The sequence below is a fragment of the Cryobacterium sp. HLT2-28 genome (assembly GCF_004402495.1).
In the GTDB taxonomy this organism is placed as follows: domain Bacteria; phylum Actinomycetota; class Actinomycetes; order Actinomycetales; family Microbacteriaceae; genus Cryobacterium; species Cryobacterium mannosilyticum.
The window spans coordinates 148,876-171,966 of sequence record NZ_SOFH01000018.1 but is presented as its reverse complement, the minus strand read 5'-3'; the positions used below and the strand labels follow the sequence as shown (position 1 = coordinate 171,966).

18 protein-coding genes are annotated in these 23,091 nt (G+C 69.1%); all 18 read right to left on the bottom strand.

The features are described from left to right. Positions 1-32: 32 nt before the first annotated feature. Positions 33-1,553: a CYTH and CHAD domain-containing protein gene (locus E3O48_RS08410; RefSeq protein ID WP_134538069.1), complete on the bottom strand. Its 1,521-nt coding sequence runs from the start codon at positions 1,551-1,553 to the stop codon at positions 33-35. A gap of 53 nt (positions 1,554-1,606) precedes the next feature. Next, positions 1,607-2,515 (bottom strand): phosphate ABC transporter ATP-binding protein, encoded by a 909-nt coding sequence (locus tag E3O48_RS08405; RefSeq protein ID WP_134510844.1) that lies wholly within the window; start codon positions 2,513-2,515, stop codon positions 1,607-1,609. 63 nt (positions 2,516-2,578) lie between these two features. Next, positions 2,579-3,406 (bottom strand): sortase, encoded by an 828-nt coding sequence (locus E3O48_RS08400; RefSeq protein WP_241975058.1) that lies wholly within the window; start codon positions 3,404-3,406, stop codon positions 2,579-2,581. A gap of 209 nt (positions 3,407-3,615) precedes the next feature. After that, the gene (locus tag E3O48_RS08395) at positions 3,616-4,665 is read right to left on the bottom strand and encodes a hypothetical protein (protein WP_134538067.1); all 1,050 of its coding nucleotides are present in this window, start codon (positions 4,663-4,665) and stop codon (positions 3,616-3,618) included. A 75-nt stretch (positions 4,666-4,740) separates the two neighbouring features. Then, positions 4,741-5,826, bottom strand: a complete 1,086-nt coding sequence (locus E3O48_RS08390) for a hypothetical protein (protein WP_134538066.1) — start codon at positions 5,824-5,826, stop codon at positions 4,741-4,743. 104 nt (positions 5,827-5,930) lie between these two features. Further along, entirely contained in the window at positions 5,931-7,025 is a 1,095-nt protein-coding gene (locus E3O48_RS08385) for a hypothetical protein (protein WP_134510841.1), read from the bottom strand. Between the two features lie 34 nt (positions 7,026-7,059). Then, positions 7,060-8,163 carry a hypothetical protein gene (locus tag E3O48_RS08380; protein WP_134510840.1) on the bottom strand — a complete coding sequence of 368 codons (1,104 nt, stop codon included), beginning with the start codon at positions 8,161-8,163 and terminating at the stop codon, positions 7,060-7,062. 109 nt (positions 8,164-8,272) lie between these two features. Continuing rightward, positions 8,273-10,837, bottom strand: a complete 2,565-nt coding sequence (locus E3O48_RS08375; RefSeq protein ID WP_134538065.1) for a hypothetical protein — start codon at positions 10,835-10,837, stop codon at positions 8,273-8,275. Further along, entirely contained in the window at positions 10,834-12,462 is a 1,629-nt protein-coding gene (gene pstS / locus E3O48_RS08370) for a phosphate ABC transporter substrate-binding protein PstS (protein ID WP_241982460.1), read from the bottom strand. The genes E3O48_RS08375 and pstS overlap by 4 nt, the downstream gene beginning before the upstream one ends. Then, the gene (gene pstA / locus E3O48_RS08365; RefSeq protein ID WP_241982459.1) at positions 12,459-13,811 is read right to left on the bottom strand and encodes a phosphate ABC transporter permease PstA; all 1,353 of its coding nucleotides are present in this window, start codon (positions 13,809-13,811) and stop codon (positions 12,459-12,461) included. The genes pstS and pstA overlap by 4 nt, the downstream gene beginning before the upstream one ends. A gap of 1 nt (position 13,812) precedes the next feature. Next, positions 13,813-14,856: a phosphate ABC transporter permease subunit PstC gene (pstC, locus tag E3O48_RS08360; RefSeq protein ID WP_134538064.1), complete on the bottom strand. Its 1,044-nt coding sequence runs from the start codon at positions 14,854-14,856 to the stop codon at positions 13,813-13,815. A 148-nt stretch (positions 14,857-15,004) separates the two neighbouring features. Continuing rightward, a complete protein-coding gene (locus E3O48_RS08355) occupies positions 15,005-16,819 on the bottom strand; it encodes a PASTA domain-containing protein (protein ID WP_166788656.1) in 1,815 nt (604 codons plus the stop codon). Positions 16,820-16,832: 13 nt separating this feature from the next. Continuing rightward, complete coding sequence (locus tag E3O48_RS08350) at positions 16,833-17,630, bottom strand: lytic transglycosylase domain-containing protein (RefSeq protein ID WP_134538062.1); 798 nt, start codon at positions 17,628-17,630, stop codon at positions 16,833-16,835. A gap of 60 nt (positions 17,631-17,690) precedes the next feature. After that, the gene (locus E3O48_RS08345; RefSeq protein WP_134538061.1) at positions 17,691-18,230 is read right to left on the bottom strand and encodes a hypothetical protein; all 540 of its coding nucleotides are present in this window, start codon (positions 18,228-18,230) and stop codon (positions 17,691-17,693) included. Positions 18,231-18,417: 187 nt separating this feature from the next. Further along, positions 18,418-19,077, bottom strand: a complete 660-nt coding sequence (locus tag E3O48_RS08340; RefSeq protein WP_134510834.1) for a methionine ABC transporter permease — start codon at positions 19,075-19,077, stop codon at positions 18,418-18,420. Continuing rightward, positions 19,077-20,123 (bottom strand): methionine ABC transporter ATP-binding protein, encoded by a 1,047-nt coding sequence (locus tag E3O48_RS08335; RefSeq protein WP_134510833.1) that lies wholly within the window; start codon positions 20,121-20,123, stop codon positions 19,077-19,079. The genes E3O48_RS08340 and E3O48_RS08335 overlap by 1 nt, the downstream gene beginning before the upstream one ends. A 58-nt stretch (positions 20,124-20,181) precedes the next feature. Further along, on the bottom strand, positions 20,182-21,081 hold the full coding sequence (locus E3O48_RS08330) for a MetQ/NlpA family ABC transporter substrate-binding protein (RefSeq protein ID WP_134538060.1): 900 nt from the start codon (positions 21,079-21,081) through the stop codon (positions 20,182-20,184). 177 nt (positions 21,082-21,258) lie between these two features. Next, positions 21,259-23,064, bottom strand: coding sequence for an ABC-F family ATP-binding cassette domain-containing protein (locus E3O48_RS08325; protein WP_134510831.1), 1,806 nt, complete (start codon positions 23,062-23,064; stop codon positions 21,259-21,261). Positions 23,065-23,091 lie beyond the last annotated feature (27 nt).

The window sequence follows — 23,091 nt, the reverse complement described above, 5'->3', positions numbered from 1 at the left end:
CCGCCGGCGGCCGGCTCGACGTTCCGTGGCCTCTACTTGTCGATCGAGGCGGAGGGGAAGTCCTTCCAGGCGGTGAAGAAGCGGGCCTCGGTGCCGGCCGCGCCCGCCTCCTCGACCGCGTGCATCCGTCCGTAGGTGAAGGCGTTCTCGTTGAACAGGAACGCCTTCATGCCCAGGCCGAGCAGTTCGCCGCGCGCGACGACACTGTCCTGGTGGTCTCCGAGGATCTCCTGCACCTGCCGGGCCGCGCCGACGAGCCGTGCGGCGCGCTTGCTGCGAAGAGGTGCGGCCGTCTCCGCCGCGTAGCGCAGCTGCTTGGCGCGTTTGCGGGCCTCGTGCAGGGCCGCGTCGCGTTCGGTGCCGGTCGCGGTGCGGCGGGCCGCGCGCACCGCCGCGCGGAGGTGCTTCCAGTCTGCGCGGACCAGGCCGGGGACGACCTTCCGCGCCGGCTTGTCGGCCGTGCGGTACAGCGGCGGGGACGCGAGCAGCTCGTCGAGGGTGTCGAGGAGCCGGAAGTAGCGGTCGGAGTCGAGGGCGGACCGGGTGTCCGCCTCGCTGATCCGCACGACGGTGGAGAAATGCTCGTCGATCCGCGGGGCGACCGGTCCGGCGGTGAGGCCCGTCGGCTCCAGGTCCAGCCGGTGGGTGAGACGCTGGCACATCACCTGGGCGTCCCGGGCTCCGCCGAGCACGCCCGCGATCCAGCGCAGCTCGACCCGGAGCGGGTCGGCGACCCCCGCGTCGAGGAGCGGACCGTAGGTGGACAGGGCCGAACGCAGCCGCCTGGTTGCCACGCGCATCCGGTGCACGGCCTCAACATCGCTTTCGCGAACGAGGGGGTCCTCGGCCGTGACCGCCTCCACCTGCGCCCGCAGGTACGCCAGCAGCACGTCCGCGGTCGAGCTGTCGGGCCCCGGCCGTTCCGGCGCGACGGGCGTGCCGGCTGGGGCGAGGTCTCCGAGGGCTCGGGCGAGCTTGGACGGGCTTGCAGCCGGCTCGACTCCCACGGTCGACAACCGCTCCTGGGCCGCGTCGAGCAGCGCTCGGGACCCGTCGACGAGTTCGATCTCCCATTCGCGCCAGGCCTGGTTCAGCGGTTCGGAGCCGAACCGTTCGGCCTGCACCGAGTCGTCGCAGACCTCCGCGAGCACGGCGTCGTCCCGGCCGACGAGGTGGTGCACGACGCGCAGGGTGCGGAGCCGCACGACGGGCATCAGCGGCCGGCCGCGCAGGTAGACCCGAACCAGGCGGAGGATCGCCTCGGGGATCACGTCGGGGTCGGCCCCGACGGGTTCGCGCATCTCGCGGCGTTCGTCGGCAGCGACGGGGAGCTTGAGGTGCCAGCCGGCGTCATCGCCGCCGGCGCGCCGCCGGAGGGTGATCCGGCGGCCGGCGAGCGCCAGGTCGGCGGTGTCGAAGTAGAGGGCGTCGAGGTGGTGCTCGACGGGCGGGGCGACGTGGGTCACCCCGGGAAGGTCGTGCAAGGTCGGCAACGGCGTCGCCGGGTTCACGTCGAATTTGCGCTCGATCTCGGCAAAGCCCTCGGAAGTCATGCCTCATCTTATCCGCGGGTGTCACGCAGCCGGAGGGTGCGACCGCCCGCGCGTCAGCCGAATCGGCCGTTGACGTAGTCGGCGGTGCGGCTGTCGATCGGGTCCCCGAACATCGCCTCGGTCGGACCGTGCTCGACGATCCCCCCGGGGGTTCCCTGCGCGGCGAGGAAGAACGCGCAATTCTGGGAGACCCGCTGGGCCTGCTGCATGTTGTGGGTGACGATCACGATCGTCACCTCGTGGGCGAGCTCGAGCATCGTCTCCTCGATCACCCGCGTCGATGTCGGGTCGAGCGCCGAGCACGGTTCGTCCATAAGCAGGATGCGCGGGGTCACGGCGAGGGACCGTGCGATGCACAGACGCTGCTGCTGGCCGCCGGACAGTCCGCCACCCGGGGCGCGGAGACGGTCCCTGACTTCCTTCCAGAGGCCGGCCTTGGTCAGGCAGCTCTCGACGAGGAAGTCCTTCTCGTCGGCGGTCGCGCGAGTGCCGGTGAGGGTGAGACCTGCGACGACGTTGTCGTAGATCGACATCGCCGGGAACGGGTTGGGCTTTTGGAAGACCATGCCGATGTGCTTGCGGGCGTCGACGAGTTTACGCTCCGGGTCGTAGATGTCTTCGCCGTCAAGGAGCACTTCGCCTGCGAGGCTCGCCGACGGGACGAGCTCGTGCATCCGGTTGAGGATGCGCAGGAAGGTCGACTTGCCGCACCCGGACGGCCCGATCAGGGAGGTGATGACTCCGGCGGGCATGGTGAGCGACACCCGGTCGAGGACCTGGTGCGTTCCGAACCAGGCCGACACGTTGCGACCCTCGAGCGTTGCCAGGGGTTTGAGGGCGAGTGCCGCGGCCGGCGCCGGTGGCGCGGACGACGCCGCGTCGCCCCTGCGCCACGGCGTCCGCCGCCGCGGTCGTTGGACCGGCAGCAGCTGCGTCACGTCGTCCAGTTGCACGTCAATCATGGCCACTCATTTCTCATGTTCGTGTTTTGTTCCTGGGCGGCCGCCGTCAACGGCCCCTCCGGGCTAAAGCAGGTTGGGAAGGAGCCTGACTACCTGGTCGGCGACCAGGAGCCCGCCGAGAGTGACGACGGGGATGAAGACGATCCACGTCTTCCGGCCTCCGACGCGCCTGAACGCCCACACCGCGGCGAGTTCGATCACGAGGAAGAACTGCAGGGCGAATACGAGCGCCCACGCCGTCGAGGTGTCGTTGGCGAGTTCAAGGTCGGCGGCGGGCAGGGTGGCATACGTCGTCTGGCGGATGCCCGCGGGCTTCGTCTCACTCGTCAGCTCGGCATCGACCCTGGCGATGCCGCCCGGGATGAAGGCGGGGCCGCGGGCCGTCTCGAGGATCAGCCGGCTGTGGCCGGCCGTCAGGGGCGCCGGGGCCGGATCGCCCGCGTAGCGCAGCCCGATCACGGCGAACGTCTGCCTGCCCTGCCCGGTGGTGACCGTGAACTTCTGGCCGGGCCGGAGCTCCTGAATCCGTGCGAACGGGCCGCCGAACGCCGCCGCACGGCCCATCACGACACTCACACCCGCCTGCCCGGGCAGCACGGTGTCGCGCCGGTGGCCGGGGCCGGTGCGCGTCGTCGCGGAATCGGTTCCCTCGACGATGACCTCGTGCACGCCGATCGAGGGAATGTCGACCACGGCGAGCGGAGTGCCGTCAGTGAGGAGCACCTTGTCGATCGTGCCCTCGCTCACGGGTGCCGTTCCCGCGGCCAGTTCGACCCGGAGGGTGTCGGTGAGTTGCTGCTGGGCCACGATGTGCTGCAGTTGGCCGAGCACCGTGACATTCGCGAGGATCCCGAAGATGACGGCGGCCAGGATCGCGAGAGAGGTGCGCACGAGATCGTCCCGGGCGGTCAGGACGACCGGGGGCCGGACGGAGACCGGGGGGCGGCGCGGCGGCCGGGGTGGGACCTGGCCCGGCTTCCAGCCACGCGGGGGTGCGGCCGCGCGCGGGATCCGACTCCGTGCCGGTTTCGGGCCGATCTCCGGTCGATCCGGAGTCGCCGGCATGCGCGAACGGCGTCCCTTCGACGGCTTGAGCTCGGTCACGATGCGGCCGCGACCGGCACGGCACGGATGGCGCGGCGTGCACGCAGCACGAATCGCACAGCGAGGCTGAGTCCCGCGGCGAGGGCTACGACAAGCAGGAGGAAGAACGGTGGCACGATGATGAAGGCATCACGGGAGACCGGGGTGAGATCGTTGCCACCGACCGTGGCCGGCGGGGTGAGCGTGACGTGGCCGTTGAATACGGTCCACTGGCCCACGTCAGAGAGCGTCGCGGTGGCCGTGCGGGTCTCCCCCGCCGCTAGGTCGGCGACGGCGACGTCGTCGACCTGCGCGATCGGGAGGCCGACGGCGTTGTCGATCCAGAAGTTCAGGCTCGATGTGATCGGCGCCGCTGACACGTTGCGGATGGTGAAATCGAGGATGACGTCGCCGCCGTCCGGGGTGAGGGCCGGGACCGCGCGGACCGTGAGACCGCTGACGGTGAGCACGCCGCCCAGCGCCACGGCCTCCGAGCCGAGCGCCGCGGCGACGGCGGCCGGCCCGGTCACGGGCGCCTGTGCGACGCGTGCCGGCGTGGCAGCGGTACGCACCGACGCCGCGACGGCCGACGGCGGAGCCTCGGCGGCGAGGAGTCCGCCCGCGGTAACCGTGAACGTCAGCACGGTCTGGGTGAACGCCTGACCGTCCACCGCGATGCCCGTGAGGGAGATACTGTGGCTGCCGACCGCGAGGTCATCCGGGAGGGTGCCGTTCAGCACGACACTTCCGTCGGCGTCGGCGGTGCCGCTGGCGAGCAGGGTCGGCGTGGAGTGCACGTGGGCCTGCGCCAGGGATCCCAGCTTGAGGTGCCTGACCCGGATCCGGACCTGAGCGTGGCTGGCTGGCTTACCGAACGGCAGCTCGCAGCTGGCGTCGGGCCGGGGACTCGCGGTCGGTTGGGCTACGTCCACGGTGAGGCCGACGCCATCTGAATCGTTGCCGGCCTGTGCGCTGGGGGTGCCGCCGACCAGCCCGGCGAGCGGGACGAAGGCGAAAACGGCCACGAGCAGCAGGCGCAGCGCGGGGTGGGTGGTGAGCACAGTCAAGTTAGTCCAACCGAGGTTTCGTGAAGCTGAAGGGAATGCAAACGAGAGGCAAACCGGCGGCAGTGCCAGCCAAGGTCAGTGCACGGGCATCCCCGCTGATTCTGTCTCCGCCGGGGCGTCCTCGAGGGCCCTGCGTCGTGCTTCGGCCTCGGTGTACTCGACCCAGGCCTGCGCCCGGGTGGCGTTGCGCCGGCGGCGGAGCCGCGCAATGAGCCAGGCCAGGCCCACGAGGAGCAGCACGAGCAGGACGCCCCATGGCACCACAAACAGGGTGGCGTCGCGTTCGGCCGCGGGCAGCACCCCGGCGTCGAGGGCTCCCGGCTCGACCGTCGCCGCGAGGGAGACGTGCGGGGCGAGGTAGACCCACGGGCCGACACCCGGGATCGTGATGGTCACCGTGCGGTTGCTGCCGGGCAGCATCTCGGAAACCTTGACGTCGGTCAGGCCGGACAGCGGGATGCCGAACAGGCCGCGCACCTGCGTGACCGTGTTGGCCACGAGGGCGACGTTGCCGGTGTTGCTCAGGCTGATCGTGGCCGTCAGCTCCCCTGAGAAGGGATTCAGTTCGGGGCGGTAGGAGGTCGCGATGCTGCTGATCGTGAGTCCCGGTTGCAGCAGCCCCTTAACCCGCACGTAGAGCCGAATTGCCACGCGCCGGTCGACGGACACTTCGCCGGCCGGCGAGAGCGCCGAGACGATGATGCCGCCGGCGTGGTCGCCGGGACCCGCGTCAGCCGGCGTCATCACGGTGAACGGCACCACCTGGGACGCTCCCGGCTGAAGGGTGAGCTGCATCCGGTCGGCCCCGCCGTCGAAACTGACCCAGCGCCCGGCGCCCGTCGCTTCGACGCCGCCGTCGAGGAGGGCGAAGCTGCCGTCCTCTGCGTTGAACGCGTCAGTGGCGTACACGGTCACCGACTGCACGGTGGTGCCGGTGTTCTCGACGAGGTACTCGTCCGCCACCTGCTGGCCGGGTTCGACCTGGTAGCTGTACCGAGACCTGGACTGGTCGACGCCGCCATCGGCGGCAGGGGCGGCCGCGATGCCGTCGGAATCCTCGGCCCAGGCGCCCGTGGCGCCGAGGGTCAGGGTCAGTCCCAGGGTCAGGAGCACGCTCGCGGCGGCGAGCAGTCGGTGGGTGACGGAGGCGGTGGGGGTCACGAGGGCATTCTCATTTCTGCGGGGGAAACCTGTGGAGAGTGGTGACGAAACGGGGGGGTGAAGGAGAGACGACGCGGACGCCGCCCCTCCCCCACCGCCGGCTGTTACTTCGAGACGACCGTCAGGGTCATGACGGAGGTGTAGGTACCGGCCGCCTTCTCCTGGGGTGCGACGAAGGTCAGTGCGGCGTTCAGCACCGTGTTTCCGACCGTGTTGGCGGCTGCGCCGGAGGCGAAGGCCGCCGGGTAGCTGGCCGTGCCCGCGGTCTGGGCAGCCGCGGCGGTGACGCCGGTCGCGTCTGTGCCGACGGCGGTGACCGTCGGGACGAAGCCGAGCTGCTTGTTGCTGATGGTGTTGGCGGCGTCGGTGCTCTTCTTGAAGTCAGCGACGTTCGCGGTGAGGTCCCAGCCGTTGCGCGTGACGATGCGGCCGTCGGCTACCGTGACGGCACCCAGGGTGCCCACGGTGGTCGACTTGTTGTTGACCAGCGTCGGAGCGCCGAAGGTTGCCGCAGCGCCCGCCGGAACAGAGAAGCTGAGCACGCCGTTACTGGCGGCTGCGACCGTCGGCGCGAGCGCCACGTCGCCCGTGGTGCCGGCCGGGGCCGTTGGCGTGGGCGTCGGGGTCGGGGTCACGGCGACATCGGCCTGGGCGTCGACCGTGTAGGCGCCGGTACCGGCCGTCACGTGGATCGTGCGGTAGAAGGCACCGACAACGGTCACACCATTGTTAGTGGTGCACGCCATACCGAGGCTGTAGGTGCCGCCCGCAGCCTTCACCGCGGCCTGCCCAGGAAGGCCATTGATGAGGGTGATCGGCGTCAGGGTCGCCGCGATGACCTCTTTCGTGCCGGCGACTGCCGGCTGAGGGTTGAATGCGCTAAGTGCGGTCGCCTTCCAGGAGAGCACCGTGCGCTCGCTGCCGACGTCTGACAAGAAGATACTCGCTCCTGTGGAAGCGATCGGGCACATGGTCGGCACGTCATAGCTGGTGGCTGCACCGGAGGCGAAGTTGTCCGAGTTCCACTGGAAGACGGTTGTCGGATCGGTGACGAGGGCAATGTTTCTATCGAAGACGTAGAACGGGCCATCCGAACCGTTGGTTTGGACGGCTGCGGAGGCAACGGCCGCGGCACCGGCGACGAGGGAGAGGGACACAATGCCGACGGCGGCAAAGCGCATTTTCTTAGTGAGCTTCATTTTCCGAACCTTTTCTCAGAGGTGAGTCGGTGGGCTAAGCAGTCTTGGCGACGCGGTAGGCGACGACGCCGACCGTGGGAGCGAGGAAGCCGAACTTCTTCTTGACGGCGCCCGCGCGGGAGACGACGGGCGACGTGTTGGTCAGGGCTGTTGACTGATTCGGGTCGAGCAATGCAGCGAGGTTGGCGTCGTACTTCGCATCGGCGCTGTTCACTCGGGCATACTCCACGACTAGGTACGTGTCGCGGCCCCAGGTGGTGTCGGCGTAGTAAACGGCGTTCGGGACCATGGCCGTCCCCGTCCCTGTGACCGGTACAACGCCGGAGACGAGCGAACCGAGCGTTCCGGTGCCACGCTTGTCGTAGCTCGCGCCCGTGTTCATGGCGATCCAACGGGACACGGCCATCGGCATGACCGATTCGGCAGTGAGGGTGGTGGCGTCGTGTTCCTGGCCTTCGACGACGCAGCCGCCCTCACCAACGGTGAGCATGAGAGCCTCGGTCGAGCCGATCTTCGATAGGAAGTCCTTGCGGGTTCCCGAGCCTGCCTGGGGAATGATCGGGGTGACGGTGACGCCGCCGATCTGGAAGCCGGCGGAGCACTCGTAGAGGCTCTTCATCTGCGACACCGTCAGGGTGTCGATTCCGGATGCGGCGCCCTTGTAGGCGTAGGCGATCGCGTCGCGGCCGAAGGGCACATACAGGAGCTCGCCTGCGGCGTTCGCCGTCCCCCCGCTGGAAGACCGGGCGATGTCGACCTGGCCGGTGATCGCCGCCGTCGGGCTACCGGCGGTTCCGGCGGTGTAGCTCGCGCCGTCGATCGAACGGCTGAGCGCTTTGACTCCATCGCCGGAACCGTTGGGACGCCCGAAACGCACACCGGCGCTCTTGGTCGTGATGTAAGGGGACCCTGTAGCGTCGAAGGAGCCGATCGTGGCACCGTTGATCGTGGAGCGCACTGACGAACCGGTGATGGATGTGCCGTTGGCGAGTGCGCCGACGACGTCTTCGAGGGTGTCGGAACCGACGATGGAGTAGCTGTTGGAGACGGGCTCGGCGTTGGCCGGTGTCGCAATGGCAATGCCGGAGATGGCAACGCCGACAGTTGCGCAGAGCGCAATAGCCTTCTTCGAAATCACTGTGGAGCCTTTCGGATGGGTGAAACGAAACGAACCCGGGCGGGCCCGCATTTCCCGACGACAGCGGTCTGGGCTAGAGCCCCAGGCCGGCTCGTCAAGTTGCGACGCATCAGAATCTCCTTCTGATTCGTGAGAACAGGGGGAACGCTCCGGCTGCAAGAAGCCCTGAGAGCAGTCCGGCCGGAACAGCCGCTGCCACCGGGCTGGCCGGGTCTGCGGGTGTGGGCTTCCCGACGAGCGCCCCGGCGGCAGCACCGCTGGCAACGGGGTCGGCGGCGTCGGCAACCGCAGTCGCGGCAGCATCGGCGACCGCCGCGGCAGCGCTTCGGACGCCCGCCGTCGTCGGCGTCGACGGCGAGACGGCCAAGGGAACCGTCGGCACGGTCGCCGCGATCGGGCTGACGCCGTCCCTGATCGCCGCGGCGGCCAGGAGCGCCTGGTCAACCCAGCTTTTCGGAAGCGGGGCGTATCCTGCGGGCAACTGGCCGAGGGACGTGCCCTGGACCTGGCCGGCAGTGACGCCGTAGGTAATCAGCGCGGCGTACTTCGCACGGTTCGAGGCATCCGTCTGCAGCGGATTCAGGGCGGCGTAGACCGGCATAGTCAACGGGTAGGCGGTGGTCGCGGCGAGGGCCGCGGTCGACTTCGGGTCGAATTCGAGCACTTTTGCCTGCGCTGCCGTGGGGGTCATCGCCGCAGCCGCGGCCAGCATTGAGGCAGAACTCGGCGCCACGAACGTGCCGGCGGAGTTTCTGAGCGAAGCGGTGACGTTCTGGTAACGGGCCGCCGAGGCCGTCGTGGTGAGCCCGATCACACCCTGCTGGCCGACGAGGCTGCGTGCGGTCTTGAGGTACTTCGGCGGGGTAGCCGTCGAATCCCAGCCGCCGAGCAACTGACCGTCGCCGCGCAACGTGAGATAGGCGCCGTTTTCGAAGTCGGAGGTGAAGGGACGCCAGGTGACGAGGTTCACGGCCCCGACGCCATTGCCGCCGGTGGTCGCCGCCTTCTCAACGGGATCGGCCTTCGGGAAGGTGTCACGCGGCAGCATGAGTCCGATCCCGGTGGGGTTGATCGCGGCGTTGGTGGAGTAATACGGATTGACTCTCATGCCCCACGGGTCCGGGGTTCCGTTGAGGAATGCGACCGCATCGGCATCCGCCATCACGTAGCGCCAGAGCTGCGTTGCGATGTCCGAACGGCCAGACGGGGCAAGCGCGTCGGCGATCGAGATGCTGTTGAGGTCCTGATACGCCCACTCCCTGTCGTTGGCCTCGAGGAAGTCCTTGTCACCTGAGATGTTGCGGGCGTTGGGCCCTGGGTCCGAAAAACTCTTGTAGCCGATGTGCGTGAGGTCGGCGCCGGGCGGGAGCGCCGAAACGTAGGAGGCCGTGAGTAATTTGGCCACGAGACGGGGTGTGAGCTTCAGAGTCGTGAAAGCCTGGGTCTCCGCGTCTTGATAAGCCCGCGGTACTCCGTCGACAGGTTTAACTCGACGGTCGATCGAGAAGGAGATCGCCAGGCCGGAGATGCCGACGGGCGCGTACTGCAGCGGATCCCTCTGGGTCGTCGCGAGGGGCCGGGAGGTCAGCGCGAGCGGGCTAGGAGTGGTCTTCGCAGCCACGGCGAGAACATCGGCTTCGTTTCCAGTGCCCAGGACGAAGGCCGAGCCGGCACTGCCGCCGCAGAGGTTCGGCTGCCACGAAGAGATCGCACCGGCGATGAGCTCGCTGCCCGAGAGCCGACTCTCGGCACTGCCGATTTCGCAGCGGATGCCGACGGGCTTGAAATCGAGCTTCACCGCCACGTTGTGCTGCCAGGCATCCCAGAAAAGGCCGGGCCGGAGGATCTGGCCGACACCGGAGTCGCCGGTTCCGCGCGGGATGACGACGAGCCAGCACGACTGGCCGGTCGTGGGCTGGCCGGTCACGATGACGGGCGCACCGCAGCCCAGCCCCGGGGACTGCATGGAGGTCTGCGCCTCGAACTTCACCGAGCCGGCGCCGGAATCGTCCGACCCGGCCCACTTGATTTCATTGGATGTGAATTGGGTGAAGAACTGGTTGTTGACCAGGTCGACGGTCGTGTCGTGGACGAGGACGCCGTCTTTCTCGTGGACGGGTGCGACCATCTCACCGGACACCGCTCGAAAAGGAATTGCCGTGTACGGACCGGTGAAGATACCAGTGCGCGGGGACGTGTACTGCGCGTCCTGCTGCGCGATGTTCTTCGGATTCTCCTCGGTGTTCTCGTGCACGTCCGCTTCGCGACCGGCGTTCGCGAACGCTCCGTACTGGCACGTCGTGCGGTCAGGGTGCCCGGGGTGCAGAGGGTCGTCGCCCCAACACTGCGCGATCTGAAGGAAGTTCGCACCCCCCACCGATCCCTGCGGCGCGGTCGATTTCTTGCCGCCGGTCCAGCTGACTAGGATCCCCTCCGAGGTGAGGTCTGCGGTCTTGGACACCGTCACGGAGAGCGCGGGGAACGGCGCGGATGCAACGTCGGAGTCCTGGGCGGCCGCCGTGACGGTGACCGCGCTTGAGGAGTCAGCGACCGCCGCCTGCGGGGCGAGCGAGCCGAGCAGGGCGACGCCGACGCCCACGAACAGGCCGACGACGAGTCCGCTCGCGCCGGCGCGGGTCCAGAGCGAGTCCTGGTTGAAGGTCAGCCGCGTCATTTCGTGGCCGCCTTCGCGCCGCGCGGTGTGAGCCGGCGCCAGAACACCGGCGGAAGCACGGAGGCGGCGACGAGCAGTATCCCCGCGAAGAGCATGATCGACTGCTGTGCGCTCCAGCCTGTGTCGGCCAGGGTGAACGGTGAGGCGACGGCCGCGCCGGCGACGGCCGTGCCGCCGGAGATCAGGGCCCCGTTTTCGTCGTAGCTCGCGGCGGTAACGGGAGCGCCCGCAGCTGCCGCGGCGTCGGCGGCGCCGACGGCGTCAGCCGCTCCGTCGGCGCTGCCGCCCACGCCACTGCCCGAGATCGGCGTGTCGGCGACGGAGCCTGCCGTGCCGGTCGTGCACTGGTTCGCCCCGACCTTGTCGCAGTCCTGCGGCTGGGCAGCCGTGAGCGCAAGCTGGTTGTTCGAGGGCGAATCACCCGGCTTGAATGTCGGGTTGTTGCACTTGTTGATGTCGACCCCGCTGGTGTCGGCGCCGGGCACACGCTTGATCTGGTCGAAGCCGGCCAGCACGAGGTTCATCGGCAGCGGCGAGTAGCCGAGGTCGGCCGCCTGTTGCTGTCCCTCGCAGAGCATGTAGTTGGCGAAGGCCCCGAGTGTTGTGCCCTTCTTCGCCGTGAACACTCCGCCGACCTGGGTCGGCACCACCATGTACGAGTAGCTCGACAGGGGGTAGGTGCGGGGGTCGGGGTTGTTGTAGACCCCGTCGAGGATCTGGGTGAGGTAGTCGGGGCTGGTGACGGGGACATCCGTCTTGATCTGTGCCTGGAGCAGTGCGACGGCCACCGAGTTCGCGGTCGGTTCCACGTAGTAACCAGCCGCGTTGAGCACCTTGACGACCGGGAAACCGGCCTCGAGGGCGTACGAGTACTCGACGTAGGTGATCGCTCCTTCCCCGTAGTCCTGGCTGACGTAACCCGCCACGCCGGAGGAGCCGCTCTGCGCCTTGGCGTTGCCGAACGTCGGGTACTGCGAGGTCAGCCCGCAGGGCACCTTCCGGCCGACGGATGCGCAGAACGCGTTCCACAGGTCGGGATGCTGCTTGGACATCCACAGCGTGAACTGCGCGCTCGAACCGGAACCGTCGGAGCGGACGACGGGCACGATTCCCTTGTCCGGCATCGCGAGGCCCGGGTTGTCGGCCTGGATGGCCGGGTCGTTCCACTTGGTGATCACGCCGGTGAAGATCTTCGTGATGACGGGGCCGCTGAGCCGCAGGTTGGACACCCGCACCCCGCCGATCTTGAGGTTGTACATGAAGGAGGACCCGCCCGCGACGATCGGCATGTACGCGTAGCCGCGGGTCGGAGTCTCGGGAGCCGAACCGTCCTCGGGGGCGGTCTGGAACGGGATCTCCGTCACGGCGAAGTCGACGCTGCCCGCGGCGAAGTCGCGGCGTCCGGCGGAGGAGCCGACGCCCGAGTAGTTGACGGTCATGCCGTAGTTGGAGGCGACGTTCTTGCGCCACTGGTCGAGCGCATTCTGGGACCAGGTCGATCCGGTGCCGGTGATGGGGTCGTAGCTGGCGGCCTGGGCCGGCACCGTACTCGTCACGCTTGCGAAGACCACGGCCAGGACTGCGAGGGCGCGGATTGCGGGAATCCACTTGTTGTGCGGCGTCACGACGACGTCTCCTTCTGTGCGGATGCGCTCGGGGATGAGGCGGCTGGCGGTGAGGCGAGGGGGGACGAGGATTCCGGCGGCCCGGCGGCCCGGCCACGCGCGCTGCGGACCGTGATGCGCTGGTGGTCCCGCGCCGACGCGGCGATGACCCGCAACTGCTGGCGGCGACTGAGCTCGCCTGGGCCGCGACCGCCGATCACCCGCGCGATGTAGAACAGGGCGAGGACCAGGAGAAGGAGAACGGCCGCCGCGCCGAACCCTCGCGCGATCATTGTGGGCTCCGGCGACTTGACGAAGTCGAAGACCTGGAGGGGCAGGGAGATCATCGGTCCCTCGAAGGGGTTGAGGTTGACCACTGCGGTCACGCCCGAGGTGAGCAGCACCGGGCTCGTCTCCCCGATGCCTCGTGCGGTGCCGAGGATGACGGCCGTGGCCAGGCCTGGCCGGGCCGTCGGCAGCACCACGTGCCAGACGGTGCGCCACCTGGTCGAGCCGAGGGCATATGCCGCCTCGCGCAGGTTGCCGGGAACCAGCCGGAGCACGATGTCGGACGCCCGGATAACGATGGGGAGCATCATCACTGTGATCGCCATGGATGCGGCGAAACCCGAGCGCTGGTGGGTGATCAGCACGATGATCGCGGAGTAGACGAAGAGGCCGGCGACGATCGAGGGCAGCGCGGTCATCGCATCCGAGATGGTGCGCACAAAACGGGCGAACGGACCGCCGACCTCGTTGAGGAAGAGCGCCGTGACGATACCGAGCGGGACCGTGACGATGAGTGCCATGGTGATCTGCATCAGGGTCCCGAGGATGGCGTGCGCGATACCGCCCAGGTCCAGGCCGTCGAGCGGGCCGGCCAGTTCCATGCTCTGGGTGAAGAAGTTGAGGTGCGGCAGCGCCTCCTGGCCGCGGGTGATCGTGAACGCGACCACGAAGACAAGGGATCCGAAGAGGATGACCCCGGCGCTCGTGAGCATGACCGCCATCACCCGGTCCTTCACCTCCTGCCAGTCCGAGCTGAGGCTCACCAGCAGGGCGTAGAAGCCGAGGAACGCGACGAAGGCGACGAGCACCCAGCCGACCCCGCCGGAGAGCGGGGTGAACCATCCGAAGAGGAGCACGGCGACGGCGATTCCGGCGGCGGCCGCGCCCAGCACATTGAACCGGTCGTCGAGGCGTGCCGAGCGTACCCGGCGCCGCGGGCCGACCTCGACGCCCTCAACGGAGTGGATCCGGGTGGTCTGGGCCGAGGCCCGGGGGTCCGGTTCCCCACCGGTGGGGTCGGCCCGGCGGATGTCCGTGGCAGGGCCGCCGGCATCGACCGTTGGTGTCATGGTCAGCGTCATGTCAGCTGCTCTCTGCCCCGGAGCGGGATCGGGCGACGATCGACGACGCGGAGAAGTTGATCACCAGGGTGATCAGGAAGAGCACGAGCCCGGCGGCCATGAGAGCCGACAGCCCGAAGGCGCTGGACTCGCCGTAGCGCAGGGCGATCAGGGCCGACACCGAGTTCGTGCCCGTCTTGAGCACCTCCCAGTTGATGGTGAAGATCGGCGAGATGATCATGTACACCGCGATGGTCTCTCCGAGTGCGCGGCCAAGGCCGAGCATGGTGCCGCCAATGATGCCGCCGCGGCCGAACGGGAGCACGACGGCCCGGATCATCCCCCAGCGGGTCGACCCCAGGGCGAACGCAGCCTCCCGTTCCCCGACGGGCGCCTGGGAGAAGGCCTCCCTCATCACCGAGGTCTGGGTGGGGACGACCATGAGGCCGACGACGATGCCGGCGATGAAGGCCGACGACGTGAAAGCGCTGGCTTCGGTGAGGGCGTTGCCGGTGGCATCCGTGACCCGGAAGAACGGGATCCAGCCGAAGTAGGTCGAGATCCAGGTGGCGACCGGGATGACGTTCGCCTGGAGGAAGAAGACTCCCCACAGGCCGAAGACGACGCTCGGCACCGCGGCCATGAGGTCCACGAGGGTGACCAGCGTGGCGCGCATCCTGCCCACCGCCACCTCGGAGATGAGCAGCGCCGTGCCGAGGGCGAGCGGCACCGCCACGCACATGGCGATCAGCGCGATCGTGATCGTGCCGAACAGCACTGAGGCGATGCCGAAGGTTTTGCTCTCCGGCGACCATTCCTGCTCGGTCAGGAAGGAGAGGCCGGCGACGCCGAGGGCATCGGAGGCCCGGATCGAGAGGAAGACCCCGACGGCGAGCATGATGGCCACAGTGATCGCGCCGGAGCCGAAGGCGACCGAGCGGAAGACGGTGTCCGAGCCCGACGGCCGCGAATCCAGGGATCGCCGCGGGGCGTCCTGGTCGGCGGGTGCCTCCACGCCGTCCGGGGAGATCCCCGGGCGCGGTGAAGGCAGGGTCGTGATTGACATGGTTGTCCTCGGGCAGACTCGATGCGGGAAGAACGTGAGCTAGGGCATCGCGTCCGAATGACATGGTTGGGTCCGCGGGTGAACATTGGGCGTCGGTTTCGCCACCGAGACGTGGACACCGTGTGTTGTCTTGGCGGCGCTTTCAGCCCTACGGCGCGGGGCTGGCCGGAGGTGTCGACGGCGTACTCGTGGGGTCGCTCGTCGGGGCCGGGGAGGAGGTCGACGGTGCCGGGTTCGGCGTGGGCGCCGCCGCCACGGTCACGGTGACGGCGGTGCGGAGCCGCAACACGGTTCCCGCGCCGGGCGCGCTGCCCAGCACCGTGCCGGGCACCCTCGCGGCGTCGCTGCGCGATTCGGTCAGGGTCACGAAGCCCGCGCTCTGGATGGCTGCGATCGCCTCGCCCGATGTCATTCCGGACACCTCCGGGACGGCGTTCGACCCCGAGGCGACGACGAGGTCGACGGACGCCCCGGGCGACACCCGCGAGCCCGGTACCGGAGTGACTCCAAGCACCGTGTCGCCGGCGCGCACCGATTCCTGGGTCGCGAGCCGGCCCACCTCGAGGCCGGACCCCGCGAGGGCCGCCCGGGCCTCGGCGAGCGACATGGAGGTGAGTTCGGGTACCCGCACGGATGCGCGGGGCGCGAGGGTGGCCGGAGCGGTCGTGGTTGCCACCGGGGTCGCCGTTGCCGACGGGGTGCTGGTCACGGCGACGGACGATCGCGCGGTGTCGTCGGACGCGTTGGCCCACGCGAGTGCGATGATGCCGGCGACGATGAGCCCGGCCACCAAACTGCCGGCCCGTGACCGCCCGGCCCTGCCCTGGGCGCCGGGCGCACGGGCCGCGGTTCGACGCGCCCCGGCCGGCATCGTGGTCGGCCGCAGGGTCGTGGGCGGTTGGGGCGGTCCGGGCGCTGCCGCCGGAGGGACGAGCACGGTGGTGCGGGTGAGGTCGTTCCCGGAGACGGAATCCGTGGTGGCGAAGGCGGTCGTGTTGTTCGTGGAGAATGCTGTCGTGCGGGTCGGGTCGCCCAGGCGCTGCCGGCCACCGCGCCCGTCGCTCTCCGAGCGTTGCTCGGCGACAGCCGCTCCCATCTCCGCGGCGGACTGGAACCGGGCGGCCGGGTCCTTGAGCATGGCCCGCACGACGATCCGGTCCACGCCCCGCGGGATGCCGGACCGGAGCACCGACATCACGGGTGGCGGGGCGTCCAGGTGGGCGCGCAACACGGCCGCGGTCGACTCCCGCAGGAACGGTGGCCTGGCAGTCAGGGCGAAGTGCAGCACGCCGCCGAGCTGATAGACATCGCCTCGCTCGTCGACGTTCTCTCCCCTGGCCTGCTCCGGAGCGAGGTAGTGGGCGCTTCCGAGCACGGCCAGGGGACCGCCGCGCACCGCCCGCACGGATGCGGGGGTACGCACGACATCCGCGCCAAGCGCAGGCCGGCCCGCGGCATCCGCGAGCCCGAAGTCGAGCAGGAGTACGCCGGCCGTTGTCAGGGTGCCGTCGTGTTGAGGGTCGATCATGATGTTGGCGGGCGAGATGTCCCGGTGGATGAGTCCCGCCAGGTGCGCGGCCTCGAGCGCCGCGAGCACTCCCGCCGCGACGGTGAGCGCGTCGGGGACGGGCAGCGCTCCCCATTTTTCGACGTGTTCGGCCAGGCTCACCCCCGGCGCGAGGTCGAGCGCGATCCAGGCCAGCGGTTCCCGGTCAGGGTCGTGAACGCCGACGCCGTGCACCGCGACGATGTTCGGATGCCTCAGCACCGCGGCCGCCGTGGCCTCGGCGAAGAACGCTTCCCTGCTCAACGCGGCCCTGGAGAGGTGCGGGTGCAGGATCTTGAGGGCGACCGGACGTCCGAATTCGTTCTCTGTGTCGACGGCCGCGAACACGGAGGCCGAGCCGCCGGTTCCGAGCAGCTCGCCGAGGCGGAAGCGTCCTGAGATCAGTCCGTACGCCATGCCGGGCACCTCCTCACCGTGCCTGCGCTGCGTAGGCGTTCGCGGCTGCCGCGACACTGTCGACATACGAGTCGACGTGGTTGTAGGCGAAGACGGCCGCGCGCCAGTCGACGGGCTGCGACAGGTCACCGTAGTGGCAGAGGTAGTGCCCGGCGGCGAGGGCCGCGTCGTCGATCTGCTGGGGGTCCGTCACCTCGTCGCCGTTGCCGTCGGCGCCCCACGCCCGCCAGGTTGAGGGGATGAATTGCAGCGGTCCGACGGCCCGGTCGGCGTTGGCGGCGGCGTCCCAGGTGCCGCCGTCGGTGTCGGCAACGGCGTCGTAGCTTGCGCCGTCGAGGAGCGGGCCGAAGACTGCGGGTCTGTCCACCCCGTCGGCGGCGAGCGCGGATCCGGCGTTCGTGCCATGGCCGGATTCGATTGAGCCGAGGGCGGCCAGGGTGGTCCAGCCGAGCCGGCACGACGGTACTTCGGCCGCGATGCGGAGGGCTGCGCCGGCGTAACCGAGCAGTGCCCGCTCGGGGATCAGGGTCGCCGCGGCGGTATCCCGGACCCACTCGGGTGAGACGAGACCGGCGTTGCCGGTCTCCAGGGAAACGGGCGCGCTGCCCGCGGCGGCAGGCTGGAGCCCATCGGCGGCCGGGGATACCACGTCCGGCCGTGCGGTGCCGGGCACGATCACGGCGGCGGGTAACGCCGCTGCGACAGCGACGGTGAACGGGGACGGTTCCGGCGTGTGTGCGCCGACCATCATCCAGCCACCGACGGCGAGGATGGAGAGGGCGCAGGCCCAGACGCCGAGCCGCTCACGCATGCCGTGCACGCTTCCGACCGGCGGCCGGCGGGGCCGCGCTCGCAGTCACCGCGGCATCCCTCACCACAGCGACGCTCTTTCCTCCTCAGTGAGCACCATATTTCCGCGTCGCCCTGGGCCGGGGCTGTACCGCGCATCCTCCGCGACCACGGCCTTCCGGAACGCTTCGATCGTTCCGAATGCCGCCTCCCGGCTGGAGGACCCGGCCCCGTACCAGCGCCCGGACGTCATGACGACGACCCCGCCGACCGCGATCATCCAGCCGTGGGTGCCGGCGACCGGTCCGGTCACCGTCGTCGCGACCATGTCCTCCACCACGGTTTTGAGCTCCAGCACGTGTGCGCGCGCGCCCGAGAACGAACCGTACACGGACGAGCTGCGTCCCAATTCGCGGCTGTTCGGTGCGAGCAGGCGCCAGATCCCGGAGTGGCCTGTCGGAACGCCGGGGGCCCGTGCCCGAGGCCGGGCCGGGGCTTCCGGCGCGGTCGCCGTCGCGAACGACCCCGTCTGGACACTCTGGCGGAAGGTCACCCAGCCCTGCAGCCGGGGGTCGGCGGTGGATTCGAAGGCTGAAAACACGATGAGCGGGCTCGGTGACACGATGACTCCCAGGGCATGAAGACAAATGGAGACGGGGCAGCGCCGACGGGTCGGCGTTCTGCCCCGCGAGAACTGTCCAGCCGGTGGGTGTCTGGCCTGGGTGACGCGTGTGACGCGGAGGTGAACAAGGGTGGTCCGGGCAGGGAACAGTCCGTGGCGCTCTCCCCTCGTTCGGGTGTCGCGGGCGTCAGCGGCGGAAGGCCCTCCGGGCCAGCCAGTTGCCCAGGAACTGCACGAGTTGCACGAGCACGATGATCAGCAGCACCGCCGCCCAGGTGACGACCGGGTTGAACTGGCGGTAGCCGTAGAGCAGGGCGAAGTTTCCGAGGCCGCCGCCGCCGACGTAGCCGGCGACCGCGGACATGTCGACCAGGGCGACGAAGATGAAGGTGTAGCCGAGGATGAGCGGGCCGAGCGCCTCCGGCAGCAGCACTGTGAAGATGATCCGGAGCGGACCGGCCCCCACGCTGCGGGCGGCCTCGATCACCCCGGGCGTCACGGTGAGCAGGTTCTGCTCCACGATCCGCCCCATTGCGAAGGAGGCCGCGAGCGAGATGGTGAAGATGATCGCGTTGTTGCCGATTCCGGTGCCGACGACCATCCGGGCCAGAGGCTGCGCCGCGGCGAGGAAGATGATGAATGGGATCGGGCGCACGATGTTCACGAACAGGTTGAGCACCACGAAGACGGGCTTGTTGGCGAGGATGCTGCCGGCCCGGGTCAGGTAGAGGCCGAGGCCGACGAGCAGTCCGCCGAGGCCGCCGAAGAAGAGCGTGAAGCCGACGATGTACAGGGTCTCCCCCGCGGCCTTCCAGAATTCGGGCATGAGGGCGATCAGGGAATCCATCAGCGCACCTCCGTGACGGTCGTGAGCGTTCGCACCCGGTCGAGCACGGCGTCGATGCTCGAATCTCCGCCGGCGCTGGTCAGTGCCAAGGTGAGGTGCCCGAAGGAGCGGCCCTGGATCTCGTTGATCCCGCCGTAGACGACCTCGAAGGTGACGCCGGCGGCAGCGAACTCGCCGAACACCCTGGCCTGGTCGACGCTGCTGTCGCGGAAGGCCAGCGTGACGATCCGGCCCGGGTGGCGGTGACGCAGCACCGCCAGTTCCCCCGCCGAGGGAAGACCCTTCACAACGGTGGAGACGAAGCGGGCGGATGCCGGCTGCTGCGGGTTCGAGAAGACGTCGAACACGTCGCCGCGTTCGATCACCCGGCCCTGGTCCATCACGGCGACCTTGGTCGCCAGGGTCTGGATGACATCCATCTCGTGCGTGATGACGACGATGGTGACCCCGAACTCCTTGTTCACCCGGCCGAGCAGGTCGAGCACCTCGTGCGTCGTCTCCGGGTCGAGCGCGCTGGTGGCCTCGTCGGCGAGCAGGATGCCCGGCTGGGTCGCGAGGGCCCTGGCGATGCCCACCCGCTGCTTCTGCCCGCCGGAGAGCTGGTCGGGGTAGGCGCGGGCCTTGTCGCTGAGGCCGACGAAATCGAGCATCTCGGCGACGCGCGCCCTGCGCGTGTCCTTCGGCTGACGGGCCACCTCGAGCGGGTAGCCGACGTTCGCGGCCACGGTGCGGGACCCGAGCAGGTTGAACTGCTGGAAGATCATCCCGATGCCGAGTCGCACCGGGCGCAGTTCCCGCTCGGGGAGCCGGGCGATGTCCTGCCCGTTGACGAGAATCTCCCCGCTGGTCGAGCGTTCGAGCGCGTTGATCAGGCGCACGAGGGTGCTCTTGCCGGCACCGGAATACCCGATGATGCCGTAGACGTCGCCGGCGTCGACGGTGAGGCTCACGCCGTCGATCGCGACGACCTCGGCACCCCCCTTGACCGTGGGCGGGTACACCTTGCTCACGTCACGGAGCTCGACGACGGGGCTGGGGGCAGGCATGGGAGTCCTAACTGACGTGCGGGGAACGGGCGCTCGACCGGACCGGGGTCCGGGCGGGCTACTTCTGAGCCTTGGTGTCCTTCTCGACCTTGGCGAGGGAGGAGACGAGGTCGGCGACCGGGGTCTGCACGAGTTCGGCCGAACCGCCGGACACCTCGAGCACGCCATCCTGCACGGCCTTGGTGGTCTGGTAGATCTTGACGAGCTTCTGGTAGGTCGGGTTGTCCTTGTCCTCGGCGCGGGCCGCGAAGACGTTCACGTACGGCAGCGAGTTCGGGTCGGCCGGGTCGTCCTGGGCGAGGGCGTCGCTGAACTTGAGGCCGGCCTTCTCGACGAAGTCGTTGTTGATGACCGCCCCGTCCACGTCGGGCAGGGAGGTCGCGGTGAGCGAGGCCTCGAGCGCGGTGACGGTGACCTTGGACTTGCCGGTGTCGATGTCGTCGAGGGTGGAGAAGATCGTGCCGCCGTCCTTCAGCGTCACGAGCTTGGCCGACTGCAGCACGAGCAGGGCGCGGGCCAGGTTGCTCGCGTCGTTCGGCACGGCGATGGTGTCGCCCTTCTTGATCTCGCTGACCTTCTTGTGCTTGGTCGAGTAGAGGCCGAGCGGGTAGATCGCGGTGGCGCCGATCGGCACGAGGTCCTGCTTGCTGGACACGTTGTAGTCGGCCAGGTAGACGATGTGCTGGAACTGGTTGAGGTCGAGTTCGCCGGCGGAGAGCGCCGGGTTGGGCTGCTCAAACACGGCGAAGTCCACGACCTCGACCGTGATCCCCTCGGCCGCGGCGGCCTTGGTGTACACGGCCCAGTACGGGTCGCTGGCCCCGACGACGCCGATCTTCACGACCTTGTCGTCACCGGATGCCGCGGAGCCGGACGCGTCCGCTGCGCCGCCTGAGCAGCCGGCGAGCAGGGCGACGAGCGGAAGGACCGCGAGGGCGGCCAGAAGTTTCTTTTTCACGATGGGTTCCCCTTTTGCTGTGTTCGGAGTTTCTGCCGGGGCAATTCAGGCACAGGGAAACCACGTCGGGCGAGGTGGGGAGTCTGTGCCGCTGCATTGCGAGGCACACTTCTAGGCTATCGACGGATGCTGCACCGCGCGGGCCGCGGCGACACACGCGGTAACAGCATCTGCGATTCAGCCCTCGATCAGCTCAGAGAGTTCAATCCAGCGGGTTTCGAAGCCGGCGATGGAGGTCTCCAGTCCCTGCAGCTCGGTGCCGAGCGCGCCGAGCCCGTCGTAGTCCGCCTGGTCGTGGGTGGCGAGGCTCTCGTGCAGCGCCGCGATCCGCGCGTTCTGCTTCGCGACCTTCCGGTCGATCGACGCAAGCTCCTTCTGGGCGTTGCGCAGGTCGGCGCCGCCGATGGCGAGCTTGCGGGTCGCCTTGCCGCCCGAGGTGTTCGCCGCGTTCGCGGCCGCCGGTTTGTCGTTGCCGCTGACCTGGCGCTTGCGCATCTCCAAGTACTGGTCGACGCCGCCGGGGAGGTGCCGGAACGCGCCTTCCGTCACGGCGTACTGGTTGTCAGTGACGCGTTCGATCAGGTACCGGTCGTGCGAGACCACGAGCAGGGTGCCGGGGAAGGAGTCGAGCAGGTCCTCCATCGCCGCGAGCATGTCGGTGTCCAGGTCGTTGGTGGGCTCGTCGAGGATGAGCACGTTGGGCTCGTCGAGCACGATCAGCAGCAGCTGCAGGCGGCGCTTCTGGCCGCCGGAGAGGTCCTTGACCTGGGTGGTCAGCTGGGCGCTCATGAAGCCCATCCGCTCGAGCATCTGGCCGGGGGTGATCTCCTTGCCACCGGCGATGTAGCTCGTCTTCTGACGGCCGATGACCTCGCTGACCCGGTCATTCTGGATGTCGTCCAGTTCGAAGAGCTGCTGGGTGAGCACGGCGACCTTGATGGTCTTGCCGCGCTTGACCGTGCCCGTGGTCGGCTGGAGCGTGCCGGCGACGAGGTTGAGCAGGGTGGACTTGCCGGCACCGTTGACGCCCATGATGCCGGTGCGCTCCCCGGGCGCGATCCGCCAGGTGATGTCGTTCAGCACGGTCTTCGCGCCGAACTTGACCGAGATGTCGATCAGGTCGACGACGTCCTTGCCGAGGCGCTGCATCGCCATCGACTGCATCGAGACGGTGTCGCGGGGCGGCGGCTCGTTCTCGATCAGTTCGTTGGCGGCGTCGATGCGGAACTTGGGCTTCGCGGTGCGGGCGGGGGCTCCGCGGCGCAGCCAGGCCAGTTCCTTCTTCATCAGGTTCTGCCGTTTGGACTCGGAGGCCGCGCTCATCCGGTCGCGTTCGACCCGCTGGAGGATGTAGGCCGCGTAGCCGCCCTCGAACGGTTCGATCAGGCGGTCGTGAACCTCCCAGGTCATGTTGCAGACCTCGTCGAGGAACCACCGGTCGTGGGTGACGACCACGAGCCCGCCGGAGTTGGTCGCCCACCGGGTCTTGAGGTGGCCGGCCAGCCAGGCGATGCCCTCCACGTCGAGGTGGTTGGTGGGCTCGTCGAGGAAGATGACGTCGTGGTCGCCGATCAGCACGGCGGCCAGGGCCACCCGGCGGCGCTGGCCACCGGACAGGTCGTCGACGAGGGCGTCCCAGGGGATGTCCCGAACCAGACCCGCGATGACGTCGCGCACCTTGGAGTCGCCCGCCCAGACGTGCTCGTCGATCCCGCCGACGATGGTGTGGCCGACGGTCTGGCCGGAGGCGAGGTCGTCAGCCTGGTCGAGCATGCCGATGGTCACGCCGCGACGACGGGTGACGCGGCCGGCGTCGGGTTCCATCCGCCCCGCCAGCAGACGCATAAGGGTGGACTTGCCGTCGCCGTTGCGGCCGACGACGCCGATGCGGTCGCCTTCGTTGAGACCGGCGGTGACGGAGTCGAAGATGACGCGGGTGGGAAATTCAAGGTGCAGGGACTCGGCCCCGAGCAAATGTGCCATAGCTTTCGAGTTTAGCTGGCGTGGCTG

Coding starts and splice junctions, on each gene's coding strand:
- E3O48_RS08410 (WP_134538069.1), bottom strand. CDS start 1,553: ATGACTTCCGAGGGCTTTGCCGAGATCGAGCGCAAATTCGACGTGAAC.
- E3O48_RS08405 (WP_134510844.1), bottom strand. CDS start 2,515: ATGATTGACGTGCAACTGGACGACGTGACGCAGCTGCTGCCGGTCCAA.
- E3O48_RS08385 (WP_134510841.1), bottom strand. CDS start 7,025: ATGAAGCTCACTAAGAAAATGCGCTTTGCCGCCGTCGGCATTGTGTCC.
- E3O48_RS08375 (WP_134538065.1), bottom strand. CDS start 10,837: ATGACGCGGCTGACCTTCAACCAGGACTCGCTCTGGACCCGCGCCGGC.
- pstA (WP_241982459.1), bottom strand. CDS start 13,811: ATGACGCTGACCATGACACCAACGGTCGATGCCGGCGGCCCTGCCACG.
- pstC (WP_134538064.1), bottom strand. CDS start 14,856: ATGTCAATCACGACCCTGCCTTCACCGCGCCCGGGGATCTCCCCGGAC.
- E3O48_RS08355 (WP_166788656.1), bottom strand. CDS start 16,819: ATGGCGTACGGACTGATCTCAGGACGCTTCCGCCTCGGCGAGCTGCTC.
- E3O48_RS08350 (WP_134538062.1), bottom strand. CDS start 17,630: ATGCGTGAGCGGCTCGGCGTCTGGGCCTGCGCCCTCTCCATCCTCGCC.
- E3O48_RS08340 (WP_134510834.1), bottom strand. CDS start 19,077: ATGGATTCCCTGATCGCCCTCATGCCCGAATTCTGGAAGGCCGCGGGG.
- E3O48_RS08335 (WP_134510833.1), bottom strand. CDS start 20,123: ATGCCTGCCCCCAGCCCCGTCGTCGAGCTCCGTGACGTGAGCAAGGTG.
- E3O48_RS08325 (WP_134510831.1), bottom strand. CDS start 23,064: ATGGCACATTTGCTCGGGGCCGAGTCCCTGCACCTTGAATTTCCCACC.